Origin of the sequence: Acrocarpospora pleiomorpha (genome assembly GCF_009687885.1) — a bacterium.
Classification (GTDB): Bacteria; Actinomycetota; Actinomycetes; order Streptosporangiales; family Streptosporangiaceae; genus Acrocarpospora; species Acrocarpospora pleiomorpha.
In genome coordinates this window covers 20477-35377 of the sequence record NZ_BLAF01000020.1, presented here as the reverse complement: position 1 = coordinate 35377, position 14901 = coordinate 20477, and the positions used below count along the sequence as shown (strand labels likewise).

Sequence of the window (14901 nt, the reverse complement as noted above, 5' to 3'; positions counted from 1 at the left end):
CCACGATCAGGAGGACACGATGCTTCGCGTCGAGAATCTCGTCAAATCCTTCGACGGCGAGCGGCGCCGCCGCCGCGCGGCGGCCACCGGCGCGACCGACCGCGTCTTCGCCGTCAACGACGTCAGCTTCACCGTGTCCGAGGGCGACATGTTCACGCTGCTCGGGCCGTCCGGCTGCGGCAAGACGACCACCCTGCGGTCGATCGCCGGGCTGGAACGGCCGGATTCCGGGACCATCGAGGTCGGCGGCCGGGCGCTGTTCCGAGCCTTGGAGGGCCAGCGGGTGGTCAGCGTCGCCGCGAACGAACGCGGGCTCGGCATGGTCTTCCAGTCGTACGCGATCTGGCCGCACATGTCGGTCTTCGACAACGTCGCCTTCCCCCTGCAGGTGCGCCGGCGCGGGCAGCGCCCCAGCAAGCGGGAGATCGGCGAACGCGTCGGCCGGGTGCTCGCCACGATGGAGCTGGACGCGCTCGCGGGTCGGCAGGCGACCAAGCTCTCCGGCGGCCAGCAGCAGCGTCTCGCCCTGGCCCGGGCGCTGGTCATCGAGCCGCCGCTGCTGCTGCTCGACGAGCCGCTGTCCAACCTGGACGCCAAGCTGCGGGAGTCGCTGCGCTACGAGCTCAAGCGGCTGCAACGCGAGCTCGGCATCACCTCCGTCTACGTGACCCACGACCAGACCGAGGCGCTGGTGCTGAGCAGCGCGGTCGCGGTGATGCGGGACGGCAACATCATCCAGCTGGGCAAGCCGCGGGAGATCTACCAGAAGCCGAACAGCAGGTTCGTCGCCGAGTTCATCGGCACCTCGAACTTCATCCCGGCCAAGGTGGAGGCCCGGGACGGCGAGCGGTACACGGTGACCGCCCTGGACGGCCCGCTGGAGCTGAACTCGACCGCGGACATCGCCGTCGGCGCCGACGTCGTCGTCTCCATCCGGCCGGAGGCGGTCGAGGTGGGCACCGTCCCGCGCGGCGGGGAGACCCTCAACGAGTGGAAGGGCACCGTGCTGACCCGCGCCTTCCTCGGCGAGGCCGTCGACCACGTGGTGCGCGTGGGCGAGCGCGAGATCCGGGCGCGCGGGAACCCGTCGGTGTCCATCCGGCCGGGCACGGATGTCTTCGTCCGGCTGGACCCCGACCAGCTGTCGCTGGTGCCGGTTGACTGAACGCGCCGTCCTCCGCAACCGCGACTTCACCCTTTACTGGGCCGGGGTCGTCGCCTCCCAGATCGGCACCCGCGGCACCGTGGCCGCCAACTTCTACCACGTGTACCAGCTCACCGGCTCCATCGCGTACACCGGTCTGGTCGGCGCGGCGCAGGCGGTCGCGCTGCTGGTGCTCAGCCCGCTCGGCGGCGCGCTCGCCGACCGGCTCGACCGGCGCCGACTGCTGCAGGCGGCGCAGGGGGTGGCGCTCGTGGTGGCCGCCGCGCTGGCCTGGCTGACCCTGACCGGCCAGGTCCGGGCCTGGCAGGTGGTCGCCTCCGTGGTGCTCACCACCGCCGCCGCGACGTTCGACCAGCCGGCCAGGCAGGCGCTCATCCCGGCCCTGGTGCCCCGGGCCCAGATCGGCCAGGCGATCGCGCTGCTGAACCCGTCGCGGGAGCTGGCGATCCTGGTCGGGCCGCTGCTGGCCGGGACGCTGATCACCGTCGCCGGTCCCGGGCTCATGTACGCCGTCGACGCGGCCACCTACGGCCTGCTCGTCGCGGTGCTCGGCGTCATGCGGATCGCCGCGCCGGCGCCCGGCGGGGAGCGGCGCTCGGTGCTGGGTTCCATCGCGGAGGGCGCGCGCTACATCCGGCACCGCCCGCTTATCTACAAGCTCATGGCGCTGGACCTGTCCGCCACCGTGTTCAGCGCCTATCGGGTCCTGCTCCCGGCCCTCGCCGTCGACGTCCTGCATGTCGGCTCCACCGGGTACGGCGTGCTGTCGGCCGCCCCCTCGGCCGGGGCGCTGCTCGCCACGTACTCCGTCTACCGGACCGTGCAGCGCAGTAGCAGGCAGGGCCGGGTGCTGCTCGCCGCGACCGCGCTCTATGGCGTCTCGGCGCTGCTGCTGGCGCACGCGCCGCTGTACTGGACGGCGGTCGTGGCGGCCGGGCTGCTCGGCGCCTGCGACGCGATGGCCACCACCATCCGGCACGCCGCCGTGCAGATCGACACGCCCGACGAGATCCGCGGCCGGGTCACCGCCTTCTACCAGATGTCCTCCCGGGGCGGCCCGGCCATCGGGGACGTCGTCGTCGGCGCGTTCGCCGGCCTGGTCGGCCCGGTCGCCGCGCTCACCGTCGGGGCCTTCGGCCCGATCCTGGTGGCGGCGGCGTTCTGGACGCGGGAACCCGTGGTGCGCTCCTACACCGGCGTGTGAACGCCCGCTACTTGGGCTGGCACACCACGTCGACGAGCGCCGGACGGCCGGTGGCCAGGACGTGGTCGGCGGCCCGGCTTACCGCGGCCCGCACCGCGTCCGGGTCGGTCACCGGCCCCTCTGCCTGCCAGCCGAAGCCGCGGGCGATGGCGGCGAAGTCGGGCGCCGGGGTGTCGATCGCCATGCCGATGGCGGCCCGGTCCAGGGGGGTGCCGCGCTGGCGGGCCAGCCGCTCCTGGTGCTCCCAGTCGTTGTAGTAGGCCCGGTTGTTGAACATCACGACCAGCATCGGCAGCTCGTACCTGGCGGCCACCCACAGCGCGCCCACGTCGAACATGAGGTCGCCGTCGGGCTGCAGGTCGACCACCAGCCGCCCGGTGCCCTTGTGGGCGAGGGCCACGCCGAGCGAGATGCCGATCTGGGTGGCCGTCCCGAGCTGGCGGCCCGGGTGCCGGTGGGGGCGGTCGAAGTCCCAGGTGCGCAGGGCCCACTCGGCGGCGGTTCCGGCGGTGAGCACCCAGTCGTGCTCGCGGATCACCTCCCAGACTTCGGCGGCCAGCCGGGCGGTCGACACCGGCGAGTCCCCGGCCTGCTTGTCCGCGGCGGCCCGCCATCCGGCCCAGGTGTCCCGGTGCAGCCGGCGCAGTTCGTCGCGCCACGCTTCCCGCCGCGCTTCCGGCTCCTGTCCCAGGATGCGGCGGCACTCCGCCAGCAGCAGCGGCAGCGCCACCGCGGTGTCCGCGGTGACCCGCAGGTCGGTCGGGACCAGCTCGGCGTAGTCCTCGCTCCACGAGGAGATGCCCACGTCGTTGAAGCCCAGGTCGAGGATGGCGGTGCCGGCGGCGAGGCGGGAGGTGATCCGCCGGGTGGCGGACTCCAGCCGCTGGGTCGCCTTGCCCATGTCCTTCACGTCGACGAACAGCACGCAGTCGGCGCGCTCCAGCGCCGCGGAACCGGTCACGTTGAGTTCGTGCCGGTTGGGGAAGTTCAGCCGCCAGTGGGTCTCGACCGCGCCGATCCCCACCTCCTCCGCGAGGCGGGTGAGGGTGTCGAAGGATTCCGGGTGCCTGCCCGGATAGCCGAGGACCATCACGGGACGGTCGGCGGCGCACAGCCGCTCCGCGAGGTCGCGCAGCGCCGCCGGCTCGGGGGCCAGCGGCGAGGGCAGCGCGGCGAGGCGATCCAGGTCGTGAAGCGGGACCGGGTCGCGCACCTGGTCCTCCTGCAGCCCGGCGTCGAGCGCGACGTAGACCGGACCGGCCGGTTGCTCGCGGGCGATCCGGTGGGCGCGGGCGAGGATGGCCGGCACCGAGGCGAGCGAGCGCGGCTCGTGGTCCCACTTGGTGTAGGCGCGTACGGCCTCGCCCTGCACGTTGGCGGAGTGGATCCAGTCGATGTTGGGGCGGCGGCGGACGTGGTCGGCGGGGCCCGAGCCGCCGAGGACGAGGACCGGGGTGCGGTCGATATAGGCGTAATAGACACCCATGGTGCCGTGCAGCAGCCCGACGAGGTCGTGCAGGATGACCGCCATCGGCTCGCCGGTCACTTTCGCGTACCCGTGCGCCACGCCCATCGCGATCTTCTCGTGCGGGCACTCGATCATGGCGATCTCGTCGCCGCCGTAGTTGACGAGCGAGTCGTGCAGGCCGCGGAACGACGAGCCGGGGTTGAGGGCGACGTACTTGAGCCCGAGCCCGCGCAGGACGTCCACCATGACGTCCGAGCCCCAGACCGGCTCGGAGTAGGGGGCGAAGTTCACCACAGGGTCACCGTCACGGTCTTCTCGCGGGTGTAGGACACGAGTTCCTCCAAGCTGTTCTCCTTGCCCAGGCCGCTGCTCTTCCAGCCGCCGAACGGGGTGCCGGTCGGGCGCCTGCCGGTGCCGTTGACGTAGACGTAGCCCGCCTCCAGGGCGGCCGCGGTGCGGTGCGCGGCCGACACGTCCCGGGTCCAGACGTTGGCGGTCAGGCCGAGCGGCGTGTCGTTCGCGCGGCGTATCACGTCGTCGACGTCGCGCCAGGTGAGCAGCGACATGACCGGCCCGAAGATCTCCTCCCGGACGACGGTCATGGTGTCGTCGAGGTCGGTGAGCAGGGTGGGTTCGACGAAGAAGCCGCGCGGGCGACCGGCCGGGCGACCGCCGCCGTACGCGACGGTCGCGCCCTCCCGGCGTGCCGTGTCGAGGTAGCCCATGACCCGGTCGTGGTGGGCGCGGAAGGCGAGCGGCCCGACCTGGGTGTCCTCCTCCATCGGGTCGCCGATACGCAGTCGGGCCAGTCCTTCGACGAGCGCGTCCTGGAACCGCCCGGCGATGTCGGCGTGCACGTACAGGCGGGAGGTGGAGCCGCAGGACTGCCCGGTGCACCGGGCGATGTTCATCCCGGCGATCGCGGCCGCGGCGGCCCGGTCGACGTCGACGTCGGGGAAGACGATGATCGGGTTCTTGCCGCCGAGTTCGACGGTGACGTGCTTGATCCCCTCCGCCGCGCCGCGGAGCACCGCGCGACCGGAGGGGACCGAGCCGGTGAAGGCGATCCGGTGCACGTCAGGGTGGGCGACCAGAGCCGCGCCCGCCGCCGTGCCGGTGCCGGTGATCACATTGAGCACGCCCGGGGGAAGCACGTCGGCGGCGATCCGGGCGAGTTCCAGCGCGGACAGCGACGACTGCTCCCCCGGCTTGAGCACGACCGTGTTACCGGTGGCGAGCGGTGCGGCGATCTTGCCCGCGGCGAACTTGAACGGATGGTTGAACGGCACGATCCTGGCCACCACCCCGTACGGCTCGCGCACCGTGTAGGACAGCGTGTCCGGTGCGGGCGGAGCGGTGCTGCCCCGGGCTTCGGGCGCCAGCCCGGCGTAGTAGCCGATCGTGGCGACCGCGCCGGTCACGTCGCCGCGCGCGCCGGACAGCGGCAGCCCGGCGTCGCGGACGTCGACGCGTGCCAGCCACTCCGCGTCGGCGTCGATGCGACGGGCCAGTTCCCGCAGCAGGGCACTGCGGCGCGCCCAGCCGAGGTCGCGCCAGCCGGGAGCGACCGCGCGGGCGGCGTCCACGGCCGCCTCGGCGTCCGCCGCGCCGGAGGCGGGAACGGTCGCGATGAGCTCCTCGCTGGTCGGGTCCACGGCCTCGATCCGGCCACCGGCCGCGGCATCGACCCAGGCGCCGCCGACGAACATCAGGCGGTGCGGCACATCGTTCATCACGGAACCTCCCAATGCGGGACCTCCCGACGCCGGGCCAGGCTCGGCCGGGCTCATCGGGGAGCCACCCGGGCGTGGACCACTGCGGTCGCGCCGTCGCGGACCGCCGCGAGGGCGTTCCGCAGCGCCGAGCTCAGCTGGTCGGGATCCTCGACGGGGCCTGCCGCCCAGCAGCCGTACGAGCGGGCAAGCGCGGCGATGTCGACGGCCGGGTCCGCGATGCGCATGCCGATCCAGCTGTTCTCAGCCGGGCGGCCACGCTCGTTCGCCACCTCCGCCTGGTGCGGCTCGTCGTTGTAGAAGGAGCTGTTGTCGTTGACCACGATGAGGGCCGGTATCCGGTAGTGGACGGCGGTCCACAGCGCACCGGCGGCCATCAGCAGGTCGCCGTCGCCGATGATGCCGACGGCGAGCTGGCCCCGGTCGCGGGCAGCGAGCGCTCCCCCGATCAGCGCCCCCGGCCCGTAACCGACGCCGCCGCCCCCCGAGTGGCCGAGGTAGGAACCGGCGCCCGGCAGCTGCCAGAGCCCTTCCGGCCAGGTCCGGGTGTTGCGCAGGCACAGCAGGTGATCGGCGTCGCGGACCGCCTGCCAGACCTCGCCGACGAGCCGGGCCGGAGAGATGCGCCGGTCCGCCCAGCGAGCCTCGACGGCCTCGCGCTGCCGCCGTCGAAGCCGGGCCGCGCGCTCGCGCACGACCTCGCGGCGGGCCGTGGCGGCGACCGGTTTCACCCGGTCGGCGAGCGCGTCCAGCAGCATCCGCAGGCCGAGCAGCGGATCGCTGAGCAGCGCGATGTCGCGCGGGTACTGCGCTGCCCCGGCGTTGCTCCAGGAACGCAGGCCGAGGTCACCGTGGGACAGGTCGATGACCACCCGGGCGTCCGCCGAGTGTTCGGGACAGTCGCGGCGCGGGCCGCGCGGGCGCGGGTTCAGTATCGCGGCCGGGTCGACGACATCGACGGCGAGGACGACGTCGGCCTCGCCGATGACGCCCCGATCACCCGTGCAGTTCTGCGGGTGGGCGGTGGGGAGCGCGGCCACGTTGCGGTCATCGTGATAGGCCGCGCCGAGCAACTCCACAAGCGCGGCCAGCAGCGGGGTCGCAGCCGGGTCCAGCGCGACGCGCCCAGCGATCACGACCGGGCGCTCGGCGGCGGCCAGGGCGTTCACCGCCTCCTCCAGGATGGCCGGATCCGGTCCGAAGGCAGGCGCGGGAACGAAAGCGCGGGGGTCGGGAAGGGGTGGAACCACATCGAGTCGTTCCTCCTGTCCACCGGCGTCGAGCGAGACGTACGCCGGTCCGCGCGGCGCCGACAGCGCCCGTTGCCGGGCCCGCAGCAGGTCGGCGGCGAACGCGCCGGCAGTGGCGGGTTCGGCGTCCCAGACCACGAAGTCGCGGACCAGCTGCGCCTGGGTGGTGGCCGAGTGGCTCCAGTCGATGGCGCGGCGCAGCGCCGGGTCGGCCGGGCCGCTGCCGCCGAGCAGCAGCAGCGGCGTGCGGTCACACCAGGCGTTGTAGACGGCCATCGAGGCGTGCATCAATCCGACGAGGTCGTGCACGGCAGCCACGCCGAGCCGTCCGGTGGCCTTGGACCAGCCGTGGGCGAGCGAGACCGCGATCTCCTCGTGCAGGCACAGCAGCAGCTGCGGGCTCCGGTTGCCGCCGTGGTTGACCACCGAGTCGTGCAGGCCCCGGAACGACGAACCGGGATTCATCGGCAGGTACGGCACATCCAGGGTGTGCAGCAGGTCGACGACGAGGTCACTGCCCCACGCGGGAAGCCCCCGCGTCGGCGACAGTCCCTCCGGCCGTTCCACGTCGGGATTCATGCTGTCACCGCCGGGATGGCGGCGACATCGACGGCGACATCGACGGCGGCATCGACGGCGGCCAGGAGGTCATCGGCCGTCAGGCGTTCGGGGTCGGCGGCCAGTTCGGGCCGTTGTGCCACGGCGGCGAGGACGGTCTTGCGCATCCGGCGGCCGTCGAAGCCCGCGCAGGCGGTGGCGAGTTTGGCGTGCAATGGCGTGTCCTCGGCCAGCGGCCGCAACCCCGGCCAGAGAGTGGCGAGTTCGGCCAGCGACGAGGCGACGATGCGGGCGAGGACGTCGGTGTCAGGCAGGTCCAGCTCCAGTACCAGGTCGGCGCGGGACAGGAACGCCTCGTCGACGGCCCCGGTGAGGTTGGTGGTGGCGAGCAGTAGCAGGTGCGGGCACGCGTCGCGGAGCAGGTCGAGGCCGGCCAGGACGGCGTCGGTGGCGCGGTGCACGTCGACCGGGTTGGTCTCGAAGGAGGCGGCGCTCCGGCGTACCGCGAGGGCTTCGACCTCGTCGACGAGCACCACGGTGTGCGGGCGGCGGGCGGCGAGTTCTGGCAGGGTCTCGGTGAACAGCCGCCGGACGGCGCGCTGGCTCTCGCCGAGCATCTCGCCGGGGAAAGCGTGCGGGTCGAGCTCCACGAACGTGGTGGTGCCACGCGCGGCGACCGCGGCCGCCGCCGCCTGGGCCAGGCCCTGGCACAGGGTGGTCTTGCCGGTGCCGGGCGGCCCCGACAGGACCACCAGGCCGTGCGGCGGCCCGGACAGCGAGCGCAGCGCCCGCCCGTGGCGCAGCACGAGGACAGCCGTGCCGAGCAAGCGCTCCTTCGTCCCCGGTGGGACGATCATCGAGTCCCAGGGGCCGTCGTGGTGGTCGGCGGGCAGGACGTGGATGCCGCTGATGCCCGGCGGCAGGAGGTCGGCCACGGTCACGGCCAGCTGGGGCGGTGCGGCGTCGGCCAGTCCACGGTGCCCGGGTCGCCTGCCTGCCGGTCGCGGATGTGCGTCGGCGGCTCCTCGAAGAGCACGAGCGGGTCGCACAGCGCCCGCATCGTTTCCAGCAGGCTGTCGAACATGTGGATCCGCACCACCTTCGCGGTGCGTTCCGGGTCGTCGTTGAAGTGCTGGTGCCACAGGAAGTGGTCGACGACGATCAGGTCCCCCTTCCGCCACGGGTGCACCGTGCCGCCTTCCGGCTCGGTGCCCAGGTAGGTGTGGCCGTGACCGTCCAGGACGTACAGCCAGGCCTCGCCGGGGTGGCGGTGCATGGACTGGCCGCGCCGCGGGGCGATCTCGAACATGGCCATGGTGATGCCGGACGCCTGGTAGCCGATGGCGCGGTCGAGCAGGAAGGTGGTGCGCGTGCCGCGCGGGGTGTTGACGAGTTCGAGATCGTCCCAGCTGGTGTGCAGCCGCCCGGCGCGGCGGGTGGCCTGCTCGCGGCCGAGGCGTCGCACCCGCCGTGCGTACGGGTCATCCCCGTCCAGGTGCGCGGTGAACTCGGGCCTCGGCACCAGGTCCCGGTACGGGGTGTGCCCGGCGTCCTCCACGATCGACATGCCCATGGTGGCGAGCAGCGGCTCGCTGGAGAAGGTGAGGTAACGCGCGGTCGCGGAGCCGTCGTTGCCGGTGCGGTGCCAGGCCCAGGCGGGGATGTGCAGCGAGTCGCCGGGCCCCCACTCGACGCGCTGCCCGTCGATCTCCGTCCATCCCCAGCCGGCGACGACGAGGACCATTGCGTCCCACGAGTGCCGGTGAATGGTGGTGACGGTGCCTTCCGCGAACTCGTGGGCGAGGGCGTCCATGGTCCGGGTGGGACGGTCGCCGTCGACTCCGACGTACACGCCGATTCGGCTGCCGCGCGCACTGTCGTGCAGGGTGACGTCGGCGAGGGACACCACGTCGCGGCGGTTGTCCCGCCAGTCCTCGATGAACTTCGCCCGGCGCGTCTTCTGCACCTCGTAGTGGCTGACTCCGGTGGTGGTCCTGGCCTTCACGAGGCCGGCTCGAAGTAGTGGACGGTGTCGTAGCCGAGGTGCTTGAACACGCGGTTCTGCGCGTTGAACAGCCGCAGGGGGGTGCCGTCGGCGGCGAACAGCTGGCAGACGTGGTTCTGCGGGACGTACAGCGTGTCGCCGCGGATGATCTCGTACCGCTTGGGCTCCAGCGCGACGCGGGCGTAGTACTTCTCCGCGATCTCGGCCTCGACCTCCCACTGCAGGGCGTAGCCGGAGCCGTCCAGGACGTAGTACACCTCGTCGGCCATCTTCCAGTACTTGCCGCTGCGGCCGCCGGCGGGGATGTCCAGCTCGAAGGCGTCGGTGCTGAAGATGCGCCCGTCGGTGCGGTCCGGCGAGGCCATGACGCGGACCCGGCCCAGCGGGGTGTCCTCCCACACCGTGTCGGCGGGTGAGATCACCTTCTTGCGGTCCAGCACGCCCGGCGTCCAGATCCGCGACCAGTCCTCGCGCGGGCCGAACTCCGCCGGGCGGTCGATCGGCCCGGAGCGTCCCTGCTGGATCAAGCCCATGAACATCCAGGTGCACTTGGCCTTCACGACCAGCGCGACGGCCCGCTCCGGGTAGGGGTTGAAGTGCCGGTGCACCGAGTCGGTGTGCACGTAGACGAGGTCGTCCTTCGCCCAGTCGTAGCGCTGGTCGTCGTGGATCTCGTAGCCGCGCCCTTCGAGGATGTAGAAGGCGGCCTCGTTCTGGTGGCCGTGGCCGTGGTTGGACGATTCCGGCGGCAGCTCCACGAAGTGCACCTGGATCGTCTGGGTGAGGAACTCCTCGTCGCCTGGGCCGATGCGCCACCAGGTGCGGCTCTTCTCGCTGTCACCGGAGTGACCCACCTTCGCGTCGTCCACGACGACGCTGTCGTCGCGGACCCGGTGCACCGCGAGCTGGCGGCTGCGGAACTCGCCGAGGCCGTAGGTCTGCGATGTCAGTCCGCGTACGAAGACACGTCCACTCTTGCCCAATGCCCGCTCCATTCCTCATCGACCGGCGGCGAGCTCGATCGAACTGGACGAATGGTATAACCGTTCTACCAGACGTCGCAAGGCGCTATCGCCTGGGAGTCCGTTAGGGTAATATGGTTAGTCCATTAGCCATATGGTTTCGGAGCGCGAGAGGACTGTGACAGTGCCTACGGTCACCTTCGTTTCCATTGACGGATCCCGGCACACGGCGAACGCCCGGGTCAGGGAGTCGGTCATGGCGGCGGCCGTCCGCAACGGCGTTCCCGGCATCATCGGGGAGTGCGGCGGCAACACCTCGTGCGCCACCTGCCATGTCTACGTGGGCGAGGACTTCATGCCGCTGGTCGGCCCGCCCGGGGACCTCGAGGACGACATGCTCGACCTCGCCGTCTCCGACCGGCGGCCGACGAGCCGGTTGTCGTGCCAGATCAGCGTGACCGAGGCGCTCGACGGCCTCGTCGTCGAGACGCCGAAGGAGCAGCCGTGACCGCCGGTGTCCTGGTCGTCGGCGCCAGCCAGGCCGGCGTGCAGCTGGCGGTCTCGCTGCGCGAGCACGGCTACGACGGGCCTATCACCCTGGTCGGCGCCGAGGCGCGACCGCCGTACCAGCGTCCCCCGCTGTCCAAGACCTACCTGGGCGGATCCGCGGAACCGGCCTCCCTCGAACTGCGCGACCAGGCGTTCTACGCGAACAAGCGGATCGACCTCCGGCTCGCGGAACGCGTCACCCGCATCGGCCGCGGTACCGCGCTCACCGACCAGGGGCACGCGCTCGACTTCGACCGCCTCGCTCTGACCGTCGGGGCGCGGGCGAGGCCGCTCACCGTCCCCGGCTCCGACCTCACCGGCGTCTGCTATCTGCGTGATCTCGCCGACGCCGCCCTGCTTCGCCATCACCTCACCCCGGCCCGCCACGTCGTGGTCGTCGGCGGCGGTTTCATCGGGCTGGAGGTCGCGGCGGTCGCCCGGTCCGAGGGCCGGGACGTCACCGTGGTCGAAGCGGCCCCGCGGCTGATGACCAGGGCGGTGGCCCCCGTGGTCTCGGAGTTCTACCGGCGCGCCCATGCCAGGCGCGGCGCCGAGGTGCTGCTCGGGGCGCAGCTCACCCGGATCGAGGGCGAGCACGGCCGGGTCACCGGGGTCCGCCTCGCCGACGGCACCCGGCTGCCCGCCGACCTGGTCGTCGCGGGCGTCGGCGTGGTGCCGCGCACCGAGCTCGCCGAGCAGCTGGGCCTCGCCTGCGACGGCGGGATCGTCGTCGACGAGTTCGCCCGGACCAGCGACCCGTCCGTCGTCGCCGCCGGTGACTGCACGGTGCTGCCGAATCCGCTGACCGGCGAGGGCCGGGTGCGCCTGGAGTCGATGCCGAACGCGATCGCGCAGGCCCGGGTCGCCGCCGCGACGCTGGCCGGCAAGCCGCGGCCGTACGCGGACGTGCCGTGGTTCTGGTCCGACCAGTACGACCTCAAGCTGCAGATCGCCGGTGTCGCGGACGGCTACGACCAGGTCGTCGTGCGCGGCGACCCGGACGGCGAGGCGTTCGCGGCGCTGTACTACCGCCGCGGCGAGCTCCTGGCCGTCAACGCGGTCAACCGCACCGCCGACTACCTGGTCGTACGCAAGGCGCTGGCCAACCGCACCCCGCTCCCGGCGGACCTGGCCGCACGCGCCGACCTGCCGCTCAAGGACCTGCTCGTCGCGACCCCCGCCCCCTAGAGCCCGGCCGCCCTGAGCCGGGCGTCGAGGCGGGGGTACACCCGCCGCGCGTTGCCCTCCAGCACCTTCGCCCGCGCCTCGTCCGGCAGGTCGAGGGCGTCGATGTAGCGCTTCGTGTCATCCCAGTGGTGCCCGGTCTCGGGATCGACGCCGCGCACGGCGCCGAACATCTCTGAGGCGAACAGGATGTTGTCGGCGTCGATGACCCGGTGCAGCAGGTCGATCCCGGCCTGGTGGTAGACGCAGGTGTCGAAGAAGACGTTGCGCATGACGTGCTCCGCCAGCGGCGGCCGGCCGAGCCGGTCGGCCAGCCCCCGGTAGCGTCCCCAGTGGTACGGCACCGCGCCGCCCCCGTGCGGGATCACGAACCGCAGGCTCGGGAACCGGCCGAACAGGTCACCCTCGAGCAGCTGCATGAACGCGGTGGTGTCCGCGTTGAGGTAGTGCGCGCCGAGCGCGTGGAAGTTGAGGTTGCAGGATTCCGAGACGTGAATCATCGCGGGCACGTCCAGCTCGACCATCGCCTCGTACAGCGGGAACCAGTACTCGTCGGTCAGCGGCTTGGCGGTCCAGTGGCCGCCGGACGGATCCGGGTTGAGATTGCAGCCGACGAAGCCCAGGCCTGCCACGCATCGGCGCAGCTCCGCGATCGAGTCGTCCAGGGATCCGCCCGGCGTCTGCGGCAGCTGGCAGACCCCGGCGAAGTGCCGCGGGAACAGCTCGGCCACGCGGTGCACCAGATCGTTGCAGACCTTGGCCCAGGTTCGGGCGGTGGCCGGGTCGGTGACGTGGTGGGCCATGGCCGAGGCCCGGGGTGAGAAGATCATCAGGTCGCCGCCCCGCTCGCGCAGCAGCCTGAGCTGGGTGCCCTCGATGCTCTCGCGGATCGCGTCGTCGCTGATGGCGGCGAGCCGAGGCGCCGGGCGGCCCTGGTCGGCCAGGCGGGCGAGCTGGTCGTCGCGGAAGGCCCCGAGCGCGGCCGGCGCGGTGGTGTAGTGGCCGTGGCAGTCGATGATCATTCGTCCGGCTCCTGGTCGACGTAGGTGAGTCCCTTGCGCGCGAGCCGCTCCCGCATCCCGCCGACGTCGAGGCTGAGTTCCCCCGCCCGGTAGCGCGCGCGGGAGGCCGCTTCCTTCTCCTCGCGCGCCCGCGCGGCGGCCAGGACCGCGTCGGCCCGGCGGCGCGACACGACGACGACCCCGTCGTCGTCGGCGACGATCACGTCACCGGGATGGACCAGCGCACCGGCGATGACCAGCGGGGTGTTGACGTCCCCGAGGGTCTCCTTGACGGTCCCCGTCGCGGAGACGCATTTCGACCAGACCGGAAAGCCCATCCGGGTCAGCTCGGCCACGTCCCGGCACCCGGCGTCGATCACCAGTCCGCGTACCCCGCGCGCCTGGAGCGCGGTGGCGAGCAGTTCACCGAAATATCCGGCTTCGGAGGGCGAGGTGGGGGCCACCACCAGGAAATCCACGTCGCGGCACTGCTCCACCGCGACGTGGATCATCCAGTTGTCCCCAGGCGGCACGCTGACCGTCACCGCGGGGCCGCAGGCGCGCGCTCCCGGGTAGATCGGCCGCAGGCGCGCGTCCAGCAGGCCGGTACGCCCCTGCGCCTCGTGGATCGTCGCGACACCCAGCGCCGCGAATCCCGCCACGGTCGGCTCGTCGGGGCGGTGGATGTTACGGACGACGATGCTCATCCCACTCCGTTCGGCAGCACGGACACGTGGATGGCGTCCGGATCGCCCTGCCCGGCCACCGTGCGGACCGCGCTGTCGACGTCGTGCAGGCCGAACGTGTGCGTGGTGAGCAGATCCAGCGGGAACCGGTCCGACGCCAGCTGCGCCAGGGCCAGCTCGCAGGACCGGAAGCTGTGCCCGCGGGCGCTCTTGATGGTGATGGCCTTCTCGGTCACCTTCTTCACCGGGAAGTCGGGGAAGGCGGCCATCTCCCCCTGGATCAGCAGCGTCCCGGCCCGCCGCTTGAGCGCGTCGATGCCCAGCAGGACGGGGGTGACACCGGCTCCCGCCGTGCAGTCGAGCACCACGTCGACGCCCTTCCCCCCGGTGATGTCCATGATCTGCTCCAGCGGGTCGTGCGCCTGGACGTCGATGACATGATCCGCCCCCAGGGTCCTGGCGAGCTCCAGCCGGGCGGCGTCCCGCGTCGTGCCGGTCACGATGATGCGCGAGGCGCCCGCCTGCTTGCACGCGACGGTCTGGGCCAGGCCCTGCTGGCCCGGCCCCTGGATGAGCACCGCCGAGTCGTAGCCCACGCCCGCGTCGAACAGCGCCCACTCGATGCCGTTCGACATCGGCGTGGCGATCCCGGCGCGCTCCGCCGAGACTCCGTCCGGCACCCGGTGCAGGACGGCGTTCCACGGCAGGTACATGTACTGGGCGAAACCACCCCAGAGGTGGTACGGATTCTCCGCCGAGGTGTAGCCGTAGCGGCGCGCGTCCGGGTTCGTCCGCCAGTCGGTCGCCTCGCAGTGGCGGTACTCGCCGAGGTGGCACCATTCGCACCGGCGGCACGGCACGTAGTGTTCGACGAAGACCCGGTCGCCCTCGGTCACGCCCTGCCGTTCCCGGAAGGTACGGCCGGCGCGGGCGATCACGCCGACGTTCTCGTGGCCCATGATGACCGGGTCCTTGATCACCGGCTTGCCGTACATCTTGACGTCGGTGCCGCAGATGCCGGCCACCTCGACCTTGAGCAACGCGCCGTCGTCGGGGATGTCCGGCATCGGGTACTCACGAAACTCGGTCGTGCCGGCGGCCGTGCGCACGGCCGCCACCACCTGCTCTGCCATGA

General features: G+C 72.3%; 13 protein-coding genes. 4 read left to right on the top strand and 9 right to left on the bottom strand.

The genetic code is table 11. The annotated features are described in order from the left end of the window. Positions 1 to 19 precede the first annotated feature (19 nt). Together Aple_RS19150 and Aple_RS19145 are read left to right on the top strand one after the other, a co-directional pair. Complete coding sequence (locus Aple_RS19150; RefSeq protein WP_155345995.1) at positions 20 to 1165, top strand: ABC transporter ATP-binding protein; 1146 nt, start codon at positions 20 to 22, stop codon at positions 1163 to 1165. Then, on the top strand, positions 1158 to 2369 hold the full coding sequence (locus Aple_RS19145; RefSeq protein WP_218038410.1) for an MFS transporter: 1212 nt from the start codon (positions 1158 to 1160) through the stop codon (positions 2367 to 2369). The genes Aple_RS19150 and Aple_RS19145 overlap by 8 nt, the downstream gene beginning before the upstream one ends. 7 nt (positions 2370 to 2376) lie before the next feature. Here the strand turns inward: Aple_RS19145 and Aple_RS19140 are convergent, their stop codons facing one another. The 6 genes from Aple_RS19140 to Aple_RS19115 are packed head-to-tail and all read right to left on the bottom strand — an operon-like array spanning position 2377 to position 10378. Further along, complete coding sequence (locus Aple_RS19140) at positions 2377 to 4128, bottom strand: thiamine pyrophosphate-binding protein (protein ID WP_155345993.1); 1752 nt, start codon at positions 4126 to 4128, stop codon at positions 2377 to 2379. After that, positions 4125 to 5570, bottom strand: coding sequence for an aldehyde dehydrogenase family protein (locus Aple_RS19135; protein ID WP_155345992.1), 1446 nt, complete (start codon positions 5568 to 5570; stop codon positions 4125 to 4127). The genes Aple_RS19140 and Aple_RS19135 overlap by 4 nt, the downstream gene beginning before the upstream one ends. A 53-nt stretch (positions 5571 to 5623) precedes the next feature. Further along, positions 5624 to 7399: a thiamine pyrophosphate-binding protein gene (locus Aple_RS19130; protein ID WP_155345991.1), complete on the bottom strand. Its 1776-nt coding sequence runs from the start codon at positions 7397 to 7399 to the stop codon at positions 5624 to 5626. Next, positions 7396 to 8319: an AAA family ATPase gene (locus Aple_RS19125; RefSeq protein ID WP_218038409.1), complete on the bottom strand. Its 924-nt coding sequence runs from the start codon at positions 8317 to 8319 to the stop codon at positions 7396 to 7398. Before Aple_RS19125 ends, Aple_RS19130 begins: the two co-directional genes overlap by 4 nt. Then, positions 8316 to 9383 (bottom strand): cupin domain-containing protein, encoded by a 1068-nt coding sequence (locus tag Aple_RS19120; protein WP_155345990.1) that lies wholly within the window; start codon positions 9381 to 9383, stop codon positions 8316 to 8318. Before Aple_RS19120 ends, Aple_RS19125 begins: the two co-directional genes overlap by 4 nt. Further along, positions 9380 to 10378, bottom strand: a complete 999-nt coding sequence (locus tag Aple_RS19115; protein WP_218038408.1) for a cupin domain-containing protein — start codon at positions 10376 to 10378, stop codon at positions 9380 to 9382. The genes Aple_RS19120 and Aple_RS19115 overlap by 4 nt, the downstream gene beginning before the upstream one ends. Positions 10379 to 10529: 151 nt before the next feature. Between Aple_RS19115 and Aple_RS19110 the strand changes: the two genes are divergently transcribed. After that, positions 10530 to 10853, top strand: a complete 324-nt coding sequence (locus tag Aple_RS19110) for a 2Fe-2S iron-sulfur cluster-binding protein (RefSeq protein WP_155345989.1) — start codon at positions 10530 to 10532, stop codon at positions 10851 to 10853. After that, positions 10850 to 12082 (top strand): NAD(P)/FAD-dependent oxidoreductase, encoded by a 1233-nt coding sequence (locus Aple_RS19105; RefSeq protein WP_155345988.1) that lies wholly within the window; start codon positions 10850 to 10852, stop codon positions 12080 to 12082. The genes Aple_RS19110 and Aple_RS19105 overlap by 4 nt, the downstream gene beginning before the upstream one ends. On the opposite strand, the gene Aple_RS19100 is transcribed toward Aple_RS19105, so the two are convergent. The 3 genes from Aple_RS19100 to Aple_RS19090 are packed head-to-tail and all read right to left on the bottom strand — an operon-like array spanning position 12079 to position 14899. Then, positions 12079 to 13101: an amidohydrolase family protein gene (locus tag Aple_RS19100; protein ID WP_155345987.1), complete on the bottom strand. Its 1023-nt coding sequence runs from the start codon at positions 13099 to 13101 to the stop codon at positions 12079 to 12081. The genes Aple_RS19105 and Aple_RS19100 overlap by 4 nt on opposite strands. Continuing rightward, positions 13098 to 13787, bottom strand: a complete 690-nt coding sequence (locus Aple_RS19095) for a 4-carboxy-4-hydroxy-2-oxoadipate aldolase/oxaloacetate decarboxylase (protein WP_155345986.1) — start codon at positions 13785 to 13787, stop codon at positions 13098 to 13100. The genes Aple_RS19100 and Aple_RS19095 overlap by 4 nt, the downstream gene beginning before the upstream one ends. Next, complete coding sequence (locus tag Aple_RS19090; protein WP_155345985.1) at positions 13784 to 14899, bottom strand: zinc-dependent alcohol dehydrogenase; 1116 nt, start codon at positions 14897 to 14899, stop codon at positions 13784 to 13786. Before Aple_RS19090 ends, Aple_RS19095 begins: the two co-directional genes overlap by 4 nt. Between the last annotated feature and the right edge of the window lie 2 nt (positions 14900 to 14901).

What these genes read in the sequence shown, in the direction of transcription:
- Aple_RS19150 (WP_155345995.1), top strand. Translation starts at nt 20, where the DNA reads ATGCTTCGCGTCGAGAATCTCGTCAAATCCTTCGACGGCGAGCGGCGC.
- Aple_RS19135 (WP_155345992.1), bottom strand. Translation starts at nt 5,570, where the DNA reads ATGAACGATGTGCCGCACCGCCTGATGTTCGTCGGCGGCGCCTGGGTC.
- Aple_RS19130 (WP_155345991.1), bottom strand. Translation starts at nt 7,399, where the DNA reads ATGAATCCCGACGTGGAACGGCCGGAGGGACTGTCGCCGACGCGGGGG.
- Aple_RS19115 (WP_218038408.1), bottom strand. Translation starts at nt 10,378, where the DNA reads ATGGAGCGGGCATTGGGCAAGAGTGGACGTGTCTTCGTACGCGGACTG.
- Aple_RS19100 (WP_155345987.1), bottom strand. Translation starts at nt 13,101, where the DNA reads ATGATCATCGACTGCCACGGCCACTACACCACCGCGCCGGCCGCGCTC.
- Aple_RS19095 (WP_155345986.1), bottom strand. Translation starts at nt 13,787, where the DNA reads ATGAGCATCGTCGTCCGTAACATCCACCGCCCCGACGAGCCGACCGTG.
- Aple_RS19090 (WP_155345985.1), bottom strand. Translation starts at nt 14,899, where the DNA reads ATGGCAGAGCAGGTGGTGGCGGCCGTGCGCACGGCCGCCGGCACGACC.